This is a genomic window from Acidovorax sp. 100, assembly GCF_003688355.1.
In the GTDB taxonomy this organism is placed as follows: Bacteria; Pseudomonadota; Gammaproteobacteria; order Burkholderiales; family Burkholderiaceae_C; genus Acidovorax; species Acidovorax delafieldii.
The window spans coordinates 4,094,942-4,114,838 of record NZ_REFD01000001.1 but is presented as its reverse complement, the minus strand read 5'-3'; the positions used below and the strand labels follow the sequence as shown (position 1 = coordinate 4,114,838).

22 protein-coding genes are annotated in these 19,897 nt (G+C 65.3%); 13 read left to right on the top strand and 9 right to left on the bottom strand.

Features of this window, described 5'->3' with window-relative positions; translation table 11 throughout:
• Positions 1-22: 22 nt before the first annotated feature.
• A complete protein-coding gene (locus C8C96_RS18885) occupies positions 23-535 on the top strand; it encodes a GNAT family N-acetyltransferase (RefSeq protein WP_121943286.1) in 513 nt (170 codons plus the stop codon).
• 106 nt (positions 536-641) lie between these two features.
• On the opposite strand, the gene C8C96_RS18880 is transcribed toward C8C96_RS18885, so the two are convergent.
• Together C8C96_RS18880 and C8C96_RS18875 are read right to left on the bottom strand one after the other, a co-directional pair.
• Positions 642-935, bottom strand: coding sequence for a hypothetical protein (locus tag C8C96_RS18880; RefSeq protein WP_056067132.1), 294 nt, complete (start codon positions 933-935; stop codon positions 642-644).
• Between the two features lie 54 nt (positions 936-989).
• Positions 990-1,283, bottom strand: a complete 294-nt coding sequence (locus tag C8C96_RS18875) for a DUF4148 domain-containing protein (RefSeq protein WP_099729858.1) — start codon at positions 1,281-1,283, stop codon at positions 990-992.
• A 440-nt stretch (positions 1,284-1,723) separates the two neighbouring features.
• On the opposite strand from C8C96_RS18875, the gene C8C96_RS18870 reads away from it, so the two are divergent.
• The 11 genes from C8C96_RS18870 (at position 1,724) to C8C96_RS18820 (ending at position 12,668) form a co-directional block, all read left to right on the top strand.
• Positions 1,724-3,055 carry a sugar ABC transporter substrate-binding protein gene (locus C8C96_RS18870; RefSeq protein ID WP_056743678.1) on the top strand — a complete coding sequence of 444 codons (1,332 nt, stop codon included), beginning with the start codon at positions 1,724-1,726 and terminating at the stop codon, positions 3,053-3,055.
• A gap of 146 nt (positions 3,056-3,201) precedes the next feature.
• Entirely contained in the window at positions 3,202-4,065 is an 864-nt protein-coding gene (locus C8C96_RS18865) for a carbohydrate ABC transporter permease (RefSeq protein ID WP_121943285.1), read from the top strand.
• A gap of 15 nt (positions 4,066-4,080) precedes the next feature.
• On the top strand, positions 4,081-4,926 hold the full coding sequence (locus C8C96_RS18860) for a carbohydrate ABC transporter permease (protein WP_056067136.1): 846 nt from the start codon (positions 4,081-4,083) through the stop codon (positions 4,924-4,926).
• 46 nt (positions 4,927-4,972) lie between these two features.
• Positions 4,973-6,016 carry an ABC transporter ATP-binding protein gene (locus C8C96_RS18855; RefSeq protein WP_099729861.1) on the top strand — a complete coding sequence of 348 codons (1,044 nt, stop codon included), beginning with the start codon at positions 4,973-4,975 and terminating at the stop codon, positions 6,014-6,016.
• Between the two features lie 5 nt (positions 6,017-6,021).
• Complete coding sequence (locus C8C96_RS18850; RefSeq protein WP_199737495.1) at positions 6,022-6,768, top strand: SDR family oxidoreductase; 747 nt, start codon at positions 6,022-6,024, stop codon at positions 6,766-6,768.
• A gap of 19 nt (positions 6,769-6,787) precedes the next feature.
• Positions 6,788-8,191, top strand: coding sequence for a D-arabinitol 4-dehydrogenase (gene dalD, locus C8C96_RS18845; protein WP_121943283.1), 1,404 nt, complete (start codon positions 6,788-6,790; stop codon positions 8,189-8,191).
• 29 nt (positions 8,192-8,220) lie between these two features.
• Positions 8,221-9,156 carry an AraC family transcriptional regulator gene (locus tag C8C96_RS18840; RefSeq protein WP_056743668.1) on the top strand — a complete coding sequence of 312 codons (936 nt, stop codon included), beginning with the start codon at positions 8,221-8,223 and terminating at the stop codon, positions 9,154-9,156.
• 128 nt (positions 9,157-9,284) lie between these two features.
• Positions 9,285-10,769 (top strand): xylulokinase, encoded by a 1,485-nt coding sequence (xylB, locus tag C8C96_RS18835; protein ID WP_121943282.1) that lies wholly within the window; start codon positions 9,285-9,287, stop codon positions 10,767-10,769.
• A 28-nt stretch (positions 10,770-10,797) separates the two neighbouring features.
• A complete protein-coding gene (locus C8C96_RS18830; RefSeq protein ID WP_121943281.1) occupies positions 10,798-11,832 on the top strand; it encodes a PfkB family carbohydrate kinase in 1,035 nt (344 codons plus the stop codon).
• Positions 11,833-11,907: 75 nt separating this feature from the next.
• Complete coding sequence (locus tag C8C96_RS18825; protein ID WP_121944091.1) at positions 11,908-12,183, top strand: hypothetical protein; 276 nt, start codon at positions 11,908-11,910, stop codon at positions 12,181-12,183.
• 14 nt (positions 12,184-12,197) lie between these two features.
• Positions 12,198-12,668, top strand: a complete 471-nt coding sequence (locus C8C96_RS18820; RefSeq protein WP_233584273.1) for a GNAT family N-acetyltransferase — start codon at positions 12,198-12,200, stop codon at positions 12,666-12,668.
• Positions 12,669-12,812: 144 nt separating this feature from the next.
• Here C8C96_RS18820 and C8C96_RS18815 read toward each other — a convergent pair whose 3' ends face one another.
• The 4 genes from C8C96_RS18815 to C8C96_RS18800 are packed head-to-tail and all read right to left on the bottom strand — an operon-like array spanning position 12,813 to position 15,845.
• Complete coding sequence (locus tag C8C96_RS18815; protein ID WP_121943279.1) at positions 12,813-13,433, bottom strand: SMI1/KNR4 family protein; 621 nt, start codon at positions 13,431-13,433, stop codon at positions 12,813-12,815.
• A gap of 20 nt (positions 13,434-13,453) precedes the next feature.
• The gene (locus C8C96_RS18810) at positions 13,454-13,921 is read right to left on the bottom strand and encodes a GNAT family N-acetyltransferase (protein ID WP_121943278.1); all 468 of its coding nucleotides are present in this window, start codon (positions 13,919-13,921) and stop codon (positions 13,454-13,456) included.
• Between the two features lie 19 nt (positions 13,922-13,940).
• Entirely contained in the window at positions 13,941-15,356 is a 1,416-nt protein-coding gene (locus C8C96_RS18805; RefSeq protein WP_121943277.1) for an FAD-binding oxidoreductase, read from the bottom strand.
• A gap of 57 nt (positions 15,357-15,413) precedes the next feature.
• Positions 15,414-15,845, bottom strand: coding sequence for a DUF2069 domain-containing protein (locus C8C96_RS18800; RefSeq protein ID WP_121943276.1), 432 nt, complete (start codon positions 15,843-15,845; stop codon positions 15,414-15,416).
• 21 nt (positions 15,846-15,866) lie between these two features.
• Between C8C96_RS18800 and C8C96_RS18795 the strand changes: the two genes are divergently transcribed.
• Positions 15,867-17,117: a YihY family inner membrane protein gene (locus C8C96_RS18795; RefSeq protein WP_056067158.1), complete on the top strand. Its 1,251-nt coding sequence runs from the start codon at positions 15,867-15,869 to the stop codon at positions 17,115-17,117.
• A gap of 104 nt (positions 17,118-17,221) precedes the next feature.
• On the opposite strand, the gene C8C96_RS18790 is transcribed toward C8C96_RS18795, so the two are convergent.
• From C8C96_RS18790 to C8C96_RS18780, 3 genes are all read right to left on the bottom strand, one after another.
• The gene (locus tag C8C96_RS18790; RefSeq protein ID WP_121943275.1) at positions 17,222-17,569 is read right to left on the bottom strand and encodes an Mpo1-like protein; all 348 of its coding nucleotides are present in this window, start codon (positions 17,567-17,569) and stop codon (positions 17,222-17,224) included.
• Positions 17,570-17,730: 161 nt separating this feature from the next.
• Entirely contained in the window at positions 17,731-18,549 is an 819-nt protein-coding gene (locus C8C96_RS18785; protein ID WP_008906693.1) for an alpha/beta fold hydrolase, read from the bottom strand.
• A 2-nt stretch (positions 18,550-18,551) separates the two neighbouring features.
• On the bottom strand, positions 18,552-19,862 hold the full coding sequence (locus tag C8C96_RS18780) for an O-acetylhomoserine aminocarboxypropyltransferase (RefSeq protein ID WP_121944090.1): 1,311 nt from the start codon (positions 19,860-19,862) through the stop codon (positions 18,552-18,554).
• Between the last annotated feature and the right edge of the window lie 35 nt (positions 19,863-19,897).

Here is a 19,897-nt window from a genome sequence, read left to right as displayed (position 1 = left end):
CCATCCATCCACTGCACTTCCCATGACGACTTCCGATACCCCCGTCACCATCCGCCCCTTCCAGTCTGCCGACTGGCCCGCCGTATTGCCCATCCTGCGCACCACCTTCCAGGCGGGAGACACGTATGCGTTTGCCCCCGACAGCACCGAGGCCGAGATCCACAAAGCCTGGGTAGAGCTGCCTGCTGCGACCTTTGTCGCCCTGGGCGTGGGCGGGGAGATTCTGGGCACCTACTTCATCAAGCCGAATCAGCCTGGGCAGGGCGCCCATGTGTGCAACTGTGGCTACGTGGTGGCGCCGGCCGCGCAGGGGCAGGGCGTGGCCTCGTTGATGTGTGAGCACTCCCAGCAGCAGGCTGTGGCCATGGGCTTTCGGGCCATGCAGTTCAACCTGGTGGTGGCGAGCAACGTGCGCGCCGTGCGGCTGTGGCAGCACCTGGGCTTTGCGATCGTGGGCACGCTGCCCGGGGCCTTCCGGCACCACACGCTGGGCTATGTCGATGCCCACGTGATGTTCAAGACACTGGTGGCCTGAGCTTGTTGCCAATGAAAAAAGGGCTCCCACATGGGAGCCCTTTCTGAGAGTCCGGGGGCACACGTCCACAACCGTGAGAGGCCGCCACCCGGGAAGGTCCGCGTTCTTACATTGCGCTGATTTCGCCCGATGGGATCTTGCCGGTGCGCACGGCTTCGGCCGCTGCGGCGCGCACTGCAGCACGGTCGGCAGTCGACTTGTAGGTCACGACACGCGAACCAGCGGGTTCGATGCTGCGTGTTTGGGCCACGGTAGAGGCTTCAGCAGCCACTTCGGCACGGGTGCGGTTGGTGTCGAACTTGAGGGCGAATTGCGAGCTGTCGGCTTCGTCAGCGTGGGCGCCGAAAGCGGAGAAAGCAGCCACAGCAGCGATGGACAGGAAACGTGTTGTCTTGTTCATGGTGATCTCGATTCTTGATGGGGTGGGGGCGAAGTCCGTTGATTCCGGGACGGCTTACAGAGCGCCGAGTTCGCCGGAAGGGATCTGGCCAGTGCGCACTGCTTCAGCAGCCTGGGCACGCACGGCAGCGCGGTCGGCCGTGGACTTGTAAGTCACTACACGCGAACCAGCGGGCTCGATCGAGCGGGTCTGGGCCACAGTAGCGGCTTCGGCGGCCACTTCAGCGCGGGTGCGGTTGGTTTCAAACTTGGTGGCGAACTGCGAAGCATCGGCTTCGTCAGCCTGGGCACCAAAAGAAGCGAAAGCGGCGACAGCGGCGATAGACAGGAAACGTGCGGTGTTGTTCATGATGGATAAGTCCTTGAAGTTGAAAAAGCGTCTCAAAAAAGCCGGGTCAAAAACCATTCCTGAACCGGGTTCGGTGAGTCGCCTTGCGGGTTCGGCTCATCGATGGGTTGAACTGTACGCCGATGGTGTTTAGAGAAAAACCACTGAGTCGCAAACTGACTGTTCCAGTTTTGGAAACAGTAGACCCACTCAGGACGCGCCCTTGGGTCAAATGTGTGCAGCGCCCCGCAGCGCCAGGGCGGGCACCCCAGGCCCACAATGCACATACCCAATTGATGCGACTAGGTATAAATCCTGAGATTCTGGCGAAATTTAGTATGTGTAGTGCTTTTCAAAGTATCAACTGAGCATCAGAGCATCGGTATCGTTCAGTCCATCAATGCCGCAATCCGACTGGCGTTGAATGGCAGATCCATACCAACTACGCAGGAGACGTTCCGATGCCCCGTTCCACCCGTCCACACACTCGCTTGGCTCTGGCCGCTGCTGCCCTGGCGGCATCGCTGTGCGGAGCCGCTGCGCATGCGCAGACCGAACTCGTGATTGCCACCGTGAACAACGGCCACATGATCGAGATGCAAAAGCTCAGCAAGAACTTCGAGCAGGCGAACCCCGACATCAAGCTCAAGTGGGTCACGCTCGAAGAAGGTGTGCTGCGCCAGCGCGTGACGACCGACATCGCCACCAAGGGCGGCCAGTTCGACGTGATGACGATTGGCATGTACGAAGCGCCCATCTGGGGCAAGAAGGGCTGGCTGCAGGAGCTGAAGACCGATGCTGCCTACGACGTGGATGACCTGCTGCCCGCCGTGCGCAATGGCCTGACGGTGGACGGCAAGCTGTTTGCCGCGCCGTTCTATGGCGAAAGCTCCATGCTGATGTACCGCAAGGACCTGGCCGACAAGGCCGGCGTGCAGGTGCCTGAGCGTCCCACCTGGCCGCAGATCAAGGACTTGGCCGCCAAGATGCACGACCCCAAGAATGGCGTGTACGGCATCTGCCTGCGCGGCAAGCCAGGCTGGGGCGACAACATGGCGTTTTTGACCACGCTGGTCAACACCTTCGGCGGCCAGTGGTTTGACATGCAGTGGAAGCCGCAGCTCGAATCCAAGCCCTGGAAGGACGCGATCACCTTCTACGTCGACCTGCTCAAGAACTATGGCCCGCCCGGCTCGTCGGCCAACAGCTTCAACGAGATCCTGGCGCTGACCAACTCCGGCAAGTGCGGCATGTGGGTGGACGCGACCATCGCCGCATCGTTCGTGGCCGACCCCAAGCAGTCCAAGGTGGCCGACCAGATGGCCTTTGCCCAGGCGCCCACCATGAACACGCCCAAGGGCGCGAACTGGCTGTGGTCGTGGAATCTGGCCATCCCGGCTGGTTCCAAAAAGGTCGACGCCGCGCAGAAGTTCATCACCTGGTCCACCAGCAAGGACTACATCCAGCTGGTGGCCAAGACCAACGGCTGGGCCAACGTGCCCACCGGCACGCGCAAGAGCACCTACGCCTCGCCGGAATTCCAGAAGGCCGCGCGTTTTGCCGCCGCAGAGAAGACCGCCATCGACTCGGCCAACCCCACGGATTCGACCTTGCCCAAGAGCCCGTATGTGGGCGTGCAGTTCGCGGCCATTCCGGAGTTCCAGGCCATCGGTATCGCCGTGGGCCAGCAGATGAGTTCAGCGCTGGCAGGCAAGACGACGGTGGACGCGGCACTCAAGGCCGGCCAGGTGGCGGCTGACCGCGAAATGAAGAAGGCCGGCTACTACAAATAGGCATTCATTCGGCTACTGCGCGGGCCGATCCGGGGCCGGTGTTCCTCGCCGTACGGGAGTACGGCTGCGGTACAGCGACCCCGCCTCGGCCCGCTCGCGACGCCGACTGAACGCCTATTTTTGCTGGACTATTTTCTGAGGCTTACATGAACCGCCGCCTGCTCCCTCGCCTGCTGCTCACGCCTGCCATGGCCACGCTCTTCCTGTGGATGATCGTGCCGCTGGTGATGACGATCTACTTCTCGCTCATCCGCTACAACCTCATGCAGCCGGACCAGACGGGCTTTGCCGGGCTGGAGAACTTTGAGTATTTCGTCACCGACCCGTCGTTTGGCACGGCGGTGGTCAACACGCTGCTGCTGCTGGGCAGCGTCATTCTCATCACGGTGGTGTTCGGCGTTGCGATTGCGCTGCTCATCAACGAGCCGTTTGCGGGCCGGGGCATCGTGCGGGTGCTGTTGATTTCGCCGTTTTTCGTCATGCCCACGGTGAACGCGCTGATGTGGAAGAACATGATGATGAATCCCATCTACGGCGTGCTCGCCCAGGTGTGGATGTTGTTCGGCGCGGCTCCGGTGGACTGGCTCACGGACCACCCGTTGTTCTCGGTGATCGTCATGGTGTCGTGGCAATGGCTGCCGTTTGCCACGCTGATCTTCATGACCGCATTGCAGAGCATGAACCACGAGCAGCTCGAAGCATCGCGCATGGACGGCGCCAACTACCTGCAGCAGCTGCGCTACCTGTATGTGCCGCACCTGGCGCGCTCGGTGGCGGTGGTGGTGATGATCGAACTCATCTTTTTGCTCAGCATCTTTGCCGAGATCTACACCACCACGGGTGGCGGGCCGGGCGATGCGAGCACCAACGTCACCTTCCTGATCTTCAAGCAGGCGCTGCTCAACTTCGACGCGGGCGTGGCCTCGGCAGGTGCGCTGTTCGCAGTGTTGCTGGCCAATATCGCGGCGGTGTTTCTGATCCGCATGGTCGGCAAGAACCTTGACAAGTAAGACGGGGCAACGCTCATGACAACGACAAAACGACGCCGCTCCAACTTCCCGCTGGGCCTGCTGGCCCTGCGCACCGCCGCTGCCTGGGGCGTGGCCCTGCTGCTGTTTTTCCCGCTGGGTTGGCTGTTCCTCACGGCGTTCAAGACCGAGTTGCAGGCCATCGCCGTGCCGCCGCAGCTGTTCTTTGTCCCCACGCTCGAAAACTTTCACGAGGTGCAGGAGCGCAGCGACTACTTGCTGTACGCCAAGAATTCGGTCATCACCAGCGTGGTCTCTACCCTGGTGGGGTTGATGCTGGCTGCGCCTGCGGCCTACGCCATGGCCTTCTTCAAGGGCAAGTACACCAAGGACATCCTCATGTGGATGCTCTCGACCAAGATGATGCCCGCCGTGGGCGCGCTGGTACCCATTTATGTGCTGGCGCAAAAGAGCCACCTGCTCGATACGCAGCTTGCGCTCATCATCGTGTTCGCGCTGTCCAACCTGCCCATCATGGTCTGGATGCTGTATTCGCACTTCAAGGACATCCCGCGCGAGATCCTGGAAGCCGCGCGCATGGACGGCGCCACGCTGTGGCAGGAGGTGCGCCTGGTGCTGCTGCCGCTGGGCATGGGCGGCCTCGCGTCCACCGGCCTCTTGTGCCTGGTGCTGTCATGGAACGAGGCCTTCTGGAGCCTGAACCTCAGCGCTGCCAAGGCCGGCACGCTGGCCACGCTGATCGCGTCGTACTCCAGCCCCGAAGGCCTGTTCTGGGCCAAGTTGTCTGCGGCTTCGCTGATGGCCATTGCGCCCATCGTGGTGTTCGGCTGGTTCAGCCAGAAGCAGCTGGTGCAGGGCCTGACGTTTGGTGCGGTCAAGTAAGCCGCAGTTTTCCTCCCAGTTTTCAAGATTTCAGGAACCCGATTCCATGGCCTACCTTCAACTGCGCGGCATCGAGAAATTCTTTGGTGAGCACCGCGCCATCAAGGGCATCGACCTCACCATCCAGCAAGGCGAGTTCATCGTCTTCGTCGGCCCCTCGGGCTGCGGCAAGTCCACGCTGCTGCGGCTGATCGCGGGGCTCGAAAACATCGACGGCGGCACCCTGATGCTGGACGGCCGCGACATTACCGACCAGCCATCGAGCAAGCGCGACCTGGCGATGGTGTTCCAAAGCTATGCGCTGTACCCGCACATGAGCGTGTACGAGAACATGAGCTTCGCGCTCAAGCTCGCCAAGGTGGACAAGCAGGTGATCGACGAGAAGGTGCAGAACGCCGCGCGCATCCTCAACCTCACGCAGTACCTGCAGCGCACGCCCAAGGAGCTGTCGGGCGGGCAGCGCCAGCGCGTAGCCATCGGCCGCGCCATCGTGCGCGCGCCCAAGGTGTTTTTGTTTGACGAGCCACTGTCCAACCTCGACGCGGCGCTGCGCGGCCAGACGCGGGTGGAGATCGCCAAGCTGCACCGCGACCTCGGGGCCACCACCATCTACGTCACGCACGACCAGGTGGAGGCCATGACACTGGCCGACCGCGTGGTGGTGCTGCGCGACGGCGTCATCGAGCAGGTGGGCACGCCGCTGGAGCTGTACGACAAGCCCGCCAACCAGTTCGTGGCCCAGTTCATCGGCACGCCGCAGATGAATGTGGTGCCCTTGCCGCAGCTGCCATCGCCCGTGCAGCAGCAGGCACCCGCCGGGGCCGAGGGCGGCGCCATCGGCCTGCGCCCCGAGAACATCACGGTGCGCAACACCGGCGCGACGCCGGTGCCGGGCCAGGTGGACCTGGTGGAAGCATTGGGCGCAGAGACGCTGATCTACGTGAGCACGCCCAGCGGCGCGCAGTTTGTGGCGCGCCAGAACGACCGCACAAGCCTGCGTGCGGGCGATGCGGTTTGCCTGGACATCGATGCCTCGCAAGCCCATTGGTTCGACCCGAACGGCCGCGTGGTGGCCCGCCAGACCGCATGACCGCCATGACTGCTTCCATGCCACGCGGACAAGAACTTCAAGGCAAGGTGGCGGCCGTTACCGGCGCCGCATCGGGCATCGGCTTTGCCAGTGCCCAAGCCATGGCCCACGCTGGCGCGAGTGTGGTGCTCATCGATCGCGACGAGGCCGCGCTGGCCAAGGCGTGTGCAGCCATCGGCCCCGGCGCCTTGCCGCTGGTACTGGACCTGCTCGATGCCAGGCAATGCGCCAGCCTGCTGCAGCGCACGCTGGCGCTCGCGGGGCAGCTCGACATCTTCCACGCCAACGCCGGGCTGTATGTGGGCGGCGACCTGGTGGATGCCGACCCCGACGCCATCGACCGCATGCTGAACCTGAACGTCAACGTGGTGATGAAGAACGTGCACAACGTGCTGCCCCACATGATCGAACGCGGCACGGGCGACATCATCGTCACCAGCTCGCTGGCCGCGCATTTCCCCACGCCGTGGGAGCCCGTCTACGCATCGTCCAAGTGGGCGGTCAACTGCTTCGTGCAGACCGTGCGCCGCCAGGTGTTCAAGCACGGCATTCGTGTGGGCTCCATCTCGCCCGGGCCCGTCATTACCTCGCTGCTGGCCGACTGGCCCGCGGAAAAGCTGGCCGAGGCCAAGGCCAGCGGCAGCCTCATCGAGGCGTCCGAAGTGGCCGACGTGGTGCTCTTCATGCTCACCCGCCCGCGCGGCATGACCATCCGCGATGTCGTGATGATGCCCACGAACTTTGATCTCTAGAAACCCGCAGTCACGCACCATGAATTTCATCCTGCACCTGGGCCTGGGCTCGTTCCACCGCGCCCACCAGGCCGTTTACGTTCACGCATTGCGCCAGCAGGGCGACACGGGTTGGGCCATCGCAGGCGGCAACCTGCGCCCCGACATGGCCGACACCATCGCGGCGCTGCAAGCGCAGGATGGGCGCTACACGCTCGAAACCGTCACCCCCCAAGGCGAGCGCAACTACACCGTCATCGAGTCGATCCAGCGGGTGATCCCCTACCAGGACGACCTGGCCCCGCTGATTGCCGTGGGTGCCGACCCCGCCACCCGCATCATCAGCTTCACGGTGACCGAGGCGGGCTACTACCTGGATGCCCAGAACCAGCTCGACTGGCCCACTTTTGCCGACCTGCGCGCCGACCTGGCGGCCGTCAAGGCGGGCCAGGCAGGCCACACCATCTACGGCGGCCTGGTCAGCATCCTGCGCGCGCGCAGGGCAGCCGGTGCGGGCGCTATGACGCTGATGAACTGCGACAACCTGCGCCACAACGGCGACCGCTCGCGCGGCGGGCTGCTGCAGTTCATCGAGGCGCTGGGCGATGCGCCACTGAAAGAGTGGGTAGAGCAGAACACCACCAGCCCCAACGCCATGGTGGACCGCATCACGCCGCGCCCCACGCCCGATGTGGCCGAGCGCGTGAAGGCTGCAACGGGTTGGGGCGACAAGGCCGCGCTCATGGGTGAAAGCTTTATCCAGTGGGTCATTGAAGACGACTTCATCGCAGGCCGCCCCGCGTGGGAAACGGTCGGCGTCGAGATGGTGCAGTCGGTGCAGGCGCACGAAGAGGCCAAGATCCGCCTGCTCAACGCCACCCACAGCTGCATTGCCTGGGCGGGCACGCTGGCGGGTTACCAATACATCCACGAAGGCACACACGACGCGGCCATTCGCCAGATGGCCTACGACTACGTCACCGACGACGCGATCCCGGTGCTCCACACCCCAAAGCAGCCATGCCCCATCAACCTGGAGCAGTACCGTGATGTGGTGCTGGACCGCTTCGGCAACCCTGCCATTGCGGACACCAACCAGCGCGTGGCCATGGATGCGTTCTCCAAGATCCCCGGCATGATTGCGCCCACCATCCGCGACCGACTGGCGCGCAACGCGTCGTTCGACAGCGTGGCCATGCTGCCCGCGCTGTTCCTGGCCTACCTGCAGCGCTGGCACGCGGGGCAGATCCCCTACAGCTACCAGGACCAGGCCATGGACCCCGCCGTGGCGCATGCCATCTGCGATGCCGCTGACCCCGTGGCGGCCTATGCGGCCGACACGACCCTGTGGGGCGAGATGGCCGGCCACCCCCAACTGGTGGACGCGCTGCGCAAAGCCTATGCCCGCGTGTTGGCTTTTGTGGCAGAGCGGACAGGCGCCTGATGCTGGTGTAATTTGAGCCCACTACCGCCATGACCGTGAAGATGCCCATCGCCCCGCGCCAGACCAAGCCCGAGCTGGAGCACGACTATGTGCGCTCGCCCGCGTTGGGCTACGAGTCGCCCGAGACGGCGGGCTTCATCCGTTGTTTGTCGCACGGGTTTCCCACGCCGCTGGCGCGCTGGCATTACCACGACGAGTACGAGCTGCACCTGATCACGGCCACTTCTGGCAAGGTCTTTGTGGGGGACTGGATCGGTCAGTTCCAGCCCGGCCACCTGGTGCTGACCGGGCCGCGCCTGCCGCACAACTGGATCAGTATGGATCTGCCCGAAGGCGGCGTGCCGCTGCGCGACCTGGTGATCCAGTTCTCGCACGCGCCGCTGGTGGCCAGCAGCGAGACCATCCCCGAGCTGCGCGAGGTGCTGCCTCTGCTGGAGCGCGCGCGCCACGGTGTGGAGTTCTTTGGCATGGAAGCGCAGGCGCAAGAGCACTGGCACCGCATCAAGGCGCGCCAGGGGCTCGCCCGGTTCGGCGCTTTCTGTGAGTTCATGAGCGACCTGGCGCGCTGCACCGACTTTCGCCTGCTGTCGAGCACGCAGCTGCAAAGCGAGGACAACGATACCCAGCTCGACCAGATCAACGCCATCGTGAGCCGCATCACCGACCACCTGGCCGACCCGCTCTCGGCGGCCGACCTGGCGCAAGAGCTGGGCATGACGGAGAGCCGCTTTTCGCGCTTCTTCCGCCGCGCCACGGGCAATACCTTCACCGACTTCGTGAACCTGGTGCGCGTGAACCGCGCGTGCCAGCTGCTGATGGAGACCGAGCGCTACATCACCCACATTGCATATGACGTGGGCTTCAACAACATGGCCAACTTCAACCGCCGCTTTCTGGACATCAAGGGCATGACGCCCAGCGAGTACCGCAAGCAGGGCGCAGGAAGGTTTGGAAAGACTTCCTGATCCCCGGCCGGATCTGCACCCTGAGAGGCGGGGGGAGGCCTTGTTGCGTGACCCCTGCACGCAGCCCGCCAAAGGCGAAGGCCGGGCCATGGCTTTCACTGTGAATCACTGACATCTGTCCATCACCCATGTACCTCGGAATCGATTTAGGCACCTCGGGTGTCAAGCTCCTGCTGCTGGACGATGCGCACACTGTGGTCGCTACGGCAGATGCCGCCGTGCCTCAGCTGCGCCCCCAGCCCACCTGGAGCGAACAGCACCCCGCCGACTGGTGGGCCGCTGTGGAGACCTCCGTGGCGCAGTTGCGCGCGCAGGCTCCCGCAGCGTGGGCGCAGGTGCGGGGCATCGGCCTCTCGGGCCACATGCATGGCGCGGTGGTACTGGACGCGCAGGGCCAAGTGCTGCGCCCGGCCATCTTGTGGAACGACGGCCGCGCCAGCGCCGAATGTGCGCAGCTGGAATCGGCTGTGCCCACTTCGCGCCAGATCACCGGCAATCTCGCCATGCCCGGCTTCACCGCGCCCAAGCTGCTGTGGCTGCGCACGCACGAGCCCGCCGTGTTCGACCAGATCCGCACCGTGCTGCTGCCCAAGGACTGGCTGCGCCTGCAACTCACTGGCGATGCAGTGAGCGACATGTCCGACGCATCGGGCACGCTGTGGCTGGACGTGCAGGCCCGCGCCTGGAGCCCGGCCATGTTGCAAGCCTGTGGGCTCGATGTTTCGCACATGCCGACGCTGGCCGAGGGCAGTGCGCCCACCGGCACACTGCGCAGCGATGTGGCACGCCGCTGGGGGCTCGGTGACAGCATCGTCGTGGCTGCTGGCGCAGGCGACAACGCCGCCAGTGCCGTGGGCGTGGGCGCCCGCACTGCGGGGCAGGGCTTTGTGTCGCTGGGCACCTCGGGTGTGGTCTTTCGCGTGACGGACGCTTTTGCGCCTGCCACAGAGCGCGCCGTGCATGCCTTTGCCCATGCGCTGCCGCAGCGCTGGCACCACATGTCCGTCATGCTCAGTGCAGCGAGTGCGTTTGGCTGGGTCACCCGGCTCACGGGGCGTGGCGACGAGGCGCAACTGTCTGACGCCGTCAGCGTCCTCAACACCACCCGCCAGGCGCAGGCGCCGCTGTTTTTGCCGTACCTGAGTGGCGAGCGCACACCGCACAACAACGCGGCTGCCACCGGCGTGTTCATGGGCCTGCGGGCCGAGCACGAAGCGGCGGACCTGGCCTATGCCGTGATGGAAGGCGTGGGCTTTGGCCTGCTCGATGGCCTCAATGCCATGCGTGCCGCCGGGGCCGGGCAGGGTGGTGCTGCCCGCCGGGATGATGAAGCCCTGGCCTTGGTCGGTGGCGGTGCCCGCAGCAACCCCTGGGCGCAGCTCTTGGCCAGCGCGTTGGGCACCCCGCTGCAGCGCCCGCAGGGCGCGCACGCCGCAGCCGCCCTGGGGGCCGCGCGCCTGGCGGCCATGGCCTGCGGTGGTGACGAACCCCACTGGTGCCAGCCCCTGCCCGCTGACGCCACCTTCATGCCACAGCCCGCACAACAAGCCCAGCTGGCCGAACGCTATGCCCGCTTTGTCGCGCTGTACCCCGCGCTGCAATCGCAGTTCTGACGCACTGTCTGCTTCCTTCCAAACGTCCATGACTTCCGCATCCACGATTTCCAACGGCATAGCGCCCATCCACGCCGCCATTGCCGGCGAGGCCCTCATCGACCTGATCCGCCGCCCCGATGGCAGCTACCTGCCGTGCCTGGGCGGCGCGCTCTACAACCTGTGCCGTGCGCTGGCCCGCCAAGGCGTGGGCACCCAGTACCTCAACCCCCTGTCGCGCGACCGTTTTGGGCGTGAACTGGCGGCGCAACTGGTGGCTGACGGCGTGGTGCTGGCCCAGCCCGAGCCCGTGCAGCAGGTCACGTCACTGGCCGTGGTCAACCTCGACGCACATGGCCACCCTGACTACGCCTTCTACCGCGAAGGCGTGGCCGACCGCGCCGTGTCCGCCGCAGGTCTGGGCGATAGCTGCGCCGCCTTGCCCGCGCTGCAGTTGGTGTGCACCGGCGCGCTGGCGCTCGACGCGCGTGACACGGCCATCTACCTGCCGTGGCTGGCCGCCCAGCGCGCCGCAGGCCGCTGTGTGGTGGTCGATGCCAATCTGCGCCCCTCCGTCATGCCCGACCTGGCGGCCTACCGCACCACGGTGCAAGCCGCGCTGGCCCATGCCCACATCATCAAGGCCAGCGACGAAGACCTGGAGCATCTGGCCGTGCCTGGTGTGGATGCCCTGGCCCGCGCACAGCACCTGCTGGCCGCCAACCCACAGGCCCATCTGCTGGCGCTCACGCTGGGCGCGGAAGGCGCCTGGCTGCTGCACCGCAACGGCGTGCAGCGTTTTGCCAAAGAGGCCCAGCCGCTGCCAGTGGTGGACACCGTGGGCGCGGGCGACAGCTTTCTGGCCGGGCTGCTGGCGCATTTGCTGCGGCAATTGCAGGCTGCCGGTGGTGCGAGCTTTGTGCGGTTTGTCGAAGCGCTGGCGGCCGATGCGTGCCAGCAGGCGCTGCGCCATGCGCTGGCCAGCGCCAGCTTGTGCGTGATGGCGCAAGGCTGCGTGCCGCCGGGCTGGGAGGCTGCCCGCGCATGGAGCCAGCAGCATCCCGCAGCCCAAGACCCGCGCTGACACGGGGGTTCGGTCACCGTCTCTGGAGTGGCAGGCCGTCTATCATTTCGCGTCGCTGATTTGCGGAGGATGCCGATGACGGAGTTTCTGGTTGCGATGCTGTGGTCAGTGGTTGAAGTGCTGATCGTCTGCACGGGGGCGCAGGTGGTGAGGGTGGTCAGCCTGGGCCGCTGGCGCTCTGAGCGCTGGGGCAGGAACGAAGCGCGGACCTGGAGCGCGGCGGGCGCACTATCGTTCCGGCATGAAGGACAACGTGTGGTGACGACCAATGGCCTTATATTCGTGGGCTTGTTGTTCTATGGGGTGCTCGCTGTGCTGGCTGTCGCGCTTGCGGGGCTGATTTCGGCGTGATTGCGGGTAGCGCAGTGCCTCAAGACACACAGATCTTCCCTGTGGGCCCCGATGCCGCAGAAGCCGCCTGCACGGTCATCCGCCAATCCATCACCCACTGCTGTGCGCTTGACCACAGCCATGACCCCACCATCCTGATGGCCTGGCTGGCCAACAAGACGCCCGAGAACCTGGCTGCGTGGATCTCCGCGCCGGGCGCTGCAGCATGGGGGGCATACCGAGGCGACACGATGGTGGGCTTTGCGCTGCTGGCGCGGCCCACGCTGGCGCTTTGCTATGTGGTGCCAGAGGCCTCGCACCAAGGGGTGGGGCGGGGCCTGCTGCAGCACGTGGAGGCCCATGCACGCGGGGTGGGGCTCGCAGCTTTGGGGTTGGAGAGCACGCGCACTGCGGAGGCCTTTTATCGCCGCCATGGCTATGTGCCGCATGGAGCAGTGCAAACCTGGGCGGGGCTACAGGCACAGCCAATGCGCAAGGTGTTGTGACTGCACCTTTTCGGCGGCGGCGTCACCCCTCAGGTCACGGACGGGAGGGCGAATGTTCTAGTAAAAATGGCCTCTGGCGCCCAATTTATAAGCGCTAAAAGCTCTCATTTTTATAGCGATGGGTGCTCCCAGCCCTGCCGCAGCTCACACGTCGGTACGCACCCGGTGGCCCTGGTTGTCGCTCATTTCCAGAATCCACCACTGCGTCCCCGTGTTCTTGTCGATGAAGCGCATGTGCGAAGCGATGTTGGCCAGCGTGGGGCTGTCGAGGTGGAGCAGGCGCTGCACATAGTCCACCAGGTCGTCGGCCGCGTAGGTGAATTCAAAACCGTCGTGGTCGAACTCGAAAATCTGGCCGGCGCACTCGCCATCGGTCGCCATCAGGATGTAGTTGCCCGAATGGGGTGTCTCGCCAATCACTTGGCAGTGCTCGATCCAGTCGGGCAGGATCTCTTCGCGTTCTTCGTCGCTCAGGTGTTCCGTCCAGCCCTCAAACGCCTCTTGCAGCGTGGGCCATTCAGCGGGCGGGGCGATGTAGCGGGCGGCGTCGCCCGAGTCGGCATCGTGGTACAGCAGCACGCCGCCGAACGTGGCGTAGAAAGCGGCGAGCTGACCCACACCGGGCAGAGGTGCATCCAGCGCGGCGGGGGGCTGTATGTGGTGCTGAAAATTCACCGTTTTGGTCTCTTGCGGCTTGTTGATGCGCTCACAGGAGAACGTGCCTTTGTGTTCGGCGATGGCGCGGTGCAGATCAGGCAGTGTCATGGGCAGACCTTGGGTGGCTGTCAAAGTTCTTGTGCGTACACGATGAAACCATGGTGCTTGGCCAGCTTGTCGTACAGCTGGCGCCCGGCGGCATTGGTCTCGTGGGTTTGCCAGTACACGCGGGACGATTGGGCGGCGCGCGCTGCGCCGTAAACCGCTTCGATCAGCGCCCGTCCCACGCCCCGGCCGCGCGCGGCTTCGCGGGTGAACAGGTCGCTGAGGTAGCACACGGGCTCGATGCGCGTCATGCTGCGGTGAAACACATAGTGCGTGAGGCCCAGCAGCTCGCCGCTGGCATCGTCCTGCGCCACCAGGCAGAACATGGGCTCTGCCGCGTCATGAAACCGCTGCCAGGTGGCTTGCGTGATGTGCTCCGGCAGCGCGGTGGCGCCAAAGCGGCCATAGAACGCGTTGTAGCCATCCCAGAGCGGGCGCCAGGCGGCGTAGTCTTCGGGTTGAACCGGGCGCACAGTCACGGCAGCGGTCATGGGTCAGCTTTCTGTGGGTTTACTGCAGCACGCGCTTCGGGTTCATGATGCCCTTTGGGTCCAGCGCCTGCTTGATGGCGCGCATCATGCCAAGCGCCACGGGCGACTGGTACTTGGCGAGCTTGTCGGCCTTGAGTTCGCCGATGCCATGCTCGGCCGAGAACGAGCCGCCAAACTCGGCCACGGCCTCGTAGACCAGGTGGTTCACATGCGCCTCGTGCTCGCGCAGGAAGACCTTGGGGTCGCCTTCTGCCGGTGCCTGCACGTTGTAGTGCAGGTTGCCGTCGCCAAGGTGGCCGAAGTTGACCAGGCGCACGCCGGGGATCTCGCGCTGCAGCACCGCGTCGGTGTGGGCCACAAAGGCGGGGATGCGCGAGATCTGCACCGAGATGTCGTGCTTGATGTTCAGGCCCTCTTCGGCCTGGGCGAGCGGAATGCTCTCGCGGATGTGCCACAGCTGGTGTGCCTGCGTGAGGTTCTCGGCCACCACGGCGTCGGTCACGCAGCCCATTTCAAACGCGGTCTCCAGCAGCGATTCAAACCGTGCACGCGCGTGTTCTTCGGATTCGCTGTCGGAGTTTTCGAGCAGCACGCACCAGGGCGCGTTGTCGTCGCCCAGGAAGGGTACGCGCAGCTGCGGCATGTGTTTGCCCACCAGGCTCAGCGCAAACTGGCCCATCACCTCAAAGCCCGTGAGGCCCGCGCCCAGCTGCTTGTGCGCCAGGCCCAGCAGCGCCACGGCGTGCTCCATGGATGGCACGGCAGCCCAGGTGGTGAGGCGTGCGGCGGGCTCGGGGTAGAGCTTCATCGTCGCGGCGGTGATGATGCCCAGCGTGCCTTCGCTGCCGATGAACAGGTCGCGCAGGTCGTAGCCGGTGTTGTCCTTGCGCAGGCCCTTGAGGCCGTCCCACACCTCGCCCTGCGGCGTGACCACTTCGAGGCCCAGGCACAGGTCGCGCGCATTGCCGTAGCGCACCACCTGCGTGCCGCCCGCGTTGGTACCCAGGTTGCCGCCAATGGTGCAGCTGCCCTCGGCAGCGAGGCTCAGAGGGAAGAGCACGCCGGCCTTCTCGGCCACGTCCTGCAGGTTCTGCAGGATGCAGCCCGCTTCTACCGTCATGGTCAGGTTGTCTGTGTCCACGCTGCGCACCGCGTTCATGCGCGTGAGGCTCAGCACGATCTGTGTGCCGCTGTCATCGGGCGTCGAGCCCACGGCCAGACCGGTGTTGCCGCCTTGCGGAACGATCGCGGTGCCCGCTGCCGCACAGGCCTTGACCACAGCGGCCACCTCTTGCGTATTGGCAGGGCGCACCACGGCCAGGGCCTTGCCGCGCACGCGGCGGCGCCAGTCCTGTTCCCAGGCGGTGAGGTCGCCTTCGTTGAGTACATGGGCGGGGCCGACGATGGTGCGCAGGGTCTCGAGCAAGGTGGTCATGGGTGAAGCGACGGGTTCAGTGGGTTGATCGGATTGCGGAGGGCTGCGCCATGGATATCAGGGGGCGGGTGGCGCAGCGCTGGCTTCTGCCGCAGCGGCGGCTGCCTTGGCGTTGCGCTGGCGCACGCGCACATGTAGCGTGCAGGCGGTGAACAGCACGAGGCACAAGGCAACTTCGCCCCAGGCCAGCCATTGCGATGGGGGCTTGTCGCCCCAGCCGCGCACCACGCCTTCGGTGAAGTACAGCCAGATCACCAGGCTGACCCAGCGGTAGGTGTACATGCGGTTTTTCAGGATGCCCGCCAGCGGGATGCACAGCGGCAGGGCCTTGATCGCCAGCCAGGTGCCGCCGGGGCGCAAGGGGGCCAGCACCAGCTCCCAGGCCAGGCACAGAACAATCAGGGCGAGCAGGCTGCCAGTGGCAAGCCAGCGGGTGGCAGCAACACCGCTGTCGGACGGTGGGAGAGGGATGGCGGGGGAGGCAGTCATTGGGGTGGCATCATATCGGCCATGCCTTTTTCCATACAGACAGTAGCGTCGCGCACCGAGGCGTTGATCAATGAGCTGTCGCACTTCCCATGGAAGACCACGGCCCAGACGCTGCGTGAGCGCTTTCGTGAGGACCACCTGGGCCTCACGGCCAGCAGCCTCACCTTCACCACCATCCTGGCGCTGGTGCCGTTTTTCACCGTGGCGCTGGCGGTGTTCACCGCATTTCCCATCTTCGGCAAGCTGCAGGATGCGCTGCAGGGCTGGCTGGTCAGCAGCCTGGTGCCCGACAGCATCTCGCGGCAGGTGCTGGGCTACCTCACGCAGTTTGCGGCCAAGGCCAGCAGCCTCGGCGTGGCGGGGTTCAGCATCCTGCTGGCCACGGCGCTGGCGCTGATCCTGACCATTGACCGCACGCTCAACGACATCTGGCGCGTGCAGCGCCTGCGGCCGCTGGGCCAGCGGGTGCTGATCTACTGGGCGGCCATCACGCTCGGCCCGTTGCTGATGGGCGCGAGCCTGGCCCTCACTTCGTATGTGATGTCGGCCTCGGGCGGGCTGGTCAAGCGCCTGCCGGACGGCGTGCAGTTGCTGTTCGATTCGATCCAGTTTGTGGTGCTGGCGGGCGGCATGGCGTCGCTGTACCACTATGTGCCCAACACGCCGGTGAAATGGCGGCACGCCTGGACGGGCGGCTTTTTTGTCGCGGTGTGCATCGAGCTGGCCAAGAAGGTGCTGGCGGTGTACTTGGGCAAGGTGCCCACCTACTCGGTGGTGTACGGCGCGTTTGCCACGCTGCCCATCTTGCTGGTCTGGATCTATGTAGCCTGGGTCATCGTGCTGCTGGGGGCGGTGGTGACTGCCTACCTGCCCAGCCTGCTGGCGGGGGTGGCGCGGCGCGGCACGGTGGCGGGCTGGACGTTCCAGCTGGCGGTGGAGGTGCTGCAGGCGCTGCACCGTGCGCGCCAGCAGCCCATCAAGGGCCTGCGCCCCAGCCAGCTGGCCCAGTTGCTGCGGGTCGATGGACTGCAGCTGGAGCCGGTGCTGGAAGCCCTGACCGCGCTGGACTGGGTCGGACAGGTGGCCGATGCTGCGGTGAGTGCAGCCGACGTGCCCGAGTCCCGCTATGTGCTGCTGGCCGACCCGGAAAGCACCTTGCTTGCGCCCCTGGTGCAGCGCTTGCTGCTGCAGCGCGTGGACAGCCTGGGGCCGCTGTGGGTCAACGCCAGGCTCGAAAGCTTGCACATGGCGGATGTGCTGCAGGCGCGTTGACCGCGGTGAATGACTGCCTTCAAATAGCGGCTAATTGCTATACAAATAATAGCTAAAAAGGCATGTTGCACTAGCGCTTCCAGCCTCTGTGGCTCCAAATCATCTCACAGGGGCACTTTACCCGTCCAGATGTCCTTGTACATGACCCAGTCGCCCATGAAGCTGTACAGCGGGCGCTTGAAGCTCGCGGGCTTGTTCTTTTCAAAGCCGAAGTGCCCCACCCAGGCAAAGCCGTAGCCGCAGAGCAGGCCGTACAGCAGGTACTGGGGCTTGCCCGTGGCCACCAGCATGGCCAGGCAGACCAGCGTGAGCGTGGAGCCCACAAAATGCAGGCGGCGGCATGTGCGGTTGCTGTGTTCGCTCAGGTAGAACGGGTAGAAGTCCGCGAAGCGCTTGAAGGCCCGAGGGTCCGTGCTGGGCGCTGGTTGCGGGGTGGCAGTCGGGGTAGTCATGGCGTTGTCTCCGGGCGGCGTTGGGGCTCTGCCCGCGTTATACGCCGTGACCCCGGTGCGCACCAGCGGGGCAGTGCGGGTGTGGTGTCGCCAACGGGTCTGCCGCTTTGAACAGGTTCTGAAAGCCCCGGCGGGCCTGCCAGCGCGCCGGGGTTTGGGAGTCACCGGGCCAGGAAGTCCCGGATGGCGGCCAGTGTCTCTTCAGGCGCCTCGGTCATCTGGTTGTGCCCCACGGGCAGATGTGCGATCTGCACCTGCTTGCCCGCCGCCTGGGCGGCCTTGACGAGTCCCTGTGCGGCCTTGGGCGCCGTCATCTGGTCCTGGCTGCCCAGCGCAAACAGCACGGGGCAGGTCAGTTGCGCCATGGCCGCTTCTCCACCGGCATAGCTATCACAGGCCACAAATCCCCGGTGGAACACGTTGACTGCCGTGTTGCTGCGCAGCACCTTGCGCCCCAGCGCCATGCCTGCACCAAACACCCAGGTGCCCGGGCCCAGGGCCGACGGGGGCGCAGACAGGGTGCTGCGCGAGAACACGTTGACCATGCGCATCGCCTTCTCCGGGTCGGTCTGCGAGGCCTCGATGAGTGCGGGCGATACCTTCATCGGGAAGGCGGTGCCCACCAGCACCAGGTGGCTGATGCGGTCCTTCAGGCGCGCAGCGGCTTCCATGGCGATGAGGGAGCCCCAGCTGTGGCCTACCAGCGCCGCGCGCTGCACGCCCGCGGCATCCAGCAGCGCGCCGATGAAGTCCGCGCCTTGCTCCACCGTGGCGGGGGCATCGCCGCCACTGCGGCAGTGGCCGGGCAGGTCGATGGCCAGAACGTTCCAGCCGTGGTTGGCCATGTAGCGGCTTTGCAGTGCCCACACGCTGTGGTCGTTGAGCACGCCATGGATGAACACCACGGTCGGTTTGGCGGCATCAAATGCCTTGCCGCCGGTGTAGCAGTAGATGGCGGCACCGTTGACTTGGATGTGCATGGTCAGGCCCCCGCCTTTTCTGCGGCTTTGAGCGCGCGTTTCAGGTCGTCAATGAGGTCGTCGGCATCTTCGAGGCCGATGGACAGGCGGATCGTGCCCTGGCTGATGCCTGCGCCCGCCAGCGCTTCGTCGCTCATGCGGAAATGCGTGGTGCTGGCCGGGTGGATCACCAGGCTGCGGCAGTCGCCCACGTTGGCCAGGTGGCTGAAGACCTTGAGGGTTTCGATGAATTTCTTGCCCTGCTCGCGGTTGCCCTTGATGTCAAAGCTGAACACTGAGCCCGCACCGCGTGGCAGCAGCTTTTGCGCCAAGGCGTGGCTGGGGTGAGACTCCAGCAACGGGTGGCCCACGCGCGACACAAACGGCTGCGCCGCCAGAAACTCCACCACCTTCTCGGTGTTGCGCATGTGCTGTGCCATGCGCAGCGGCAGGGTCTCGATGCCTTGCAGGATGAGCCAGGCGGTGTGCGGGCTCATGCAGGCGCCAAAGTCGCGCAGGCCCTCGCGCCGCGCGCGCAGCAGAAAGGCGCCTACGGTGCTCTCTTCGGTGAACACCATGTTGTGAAAGCCGTCGTACGGCTGCGTGAGTTCGGCAAATTTGCCGGCCGACTTTGGGCCGTCCCAGTCAAAGCTGCCTCCGTCCACCACGATGCCCCCCACCACCGTGCCGTGGCCCGAGAGGAATTTGGTGGCCGAGTGGTAGACCAGATCCGCTCCATGTTCAAAAGGCTTGATGAGCCAGGGCGAGGTGAGGGTGGAATCCACCAGCAGCGGCACGCCCGCTTCATGGGCGATAGAGGATACGGTAGGGATGTCCAGCACATCCAGGCCGGGGTTGCCCACGGTTTCGCCAAAAAACAGCTTGGTGTTGGAGCGCACAGCGGCGCGCCAGCCGTCGATATCGCCGGGCTTCACAAACGTGGTCTCGATGCCGAAGCGCGACAGCGTGTAGTGCAGCAGGTTCTGCGAACCGCCGTATAGCGCCGTGCTGGCGACGATGTGGCTGCCCGCGCCCATCAATGTGGCAATCGCCAGGTGCAATGCAGCCTGGCCGCTGGCGGTGGCAATGGCGCCCACGCCGCCTTCCAGGGCGGCCACGCGCTGCTCCAGCACCGCGTTGGTGGGGTTGCTGATGCGGCTGTACACATGGCCGCCGCGCTCCAGGTTGAAGAGGGACGCGGCGTGGTCGCTCGACTCGAAGACGAACGAGGTGGTCAGGTGGATGGGCACGGCGCGCGCGCCGGTGGCGGGGTCGGGGCTGGCGCCTGCGTGCAGCGCCAGCGTGTCAAAGCCGGGGTCGGAGTAACCGGGCATCTGTGTGTCTCCCATGTTGTCAATGCAGGCGGGCA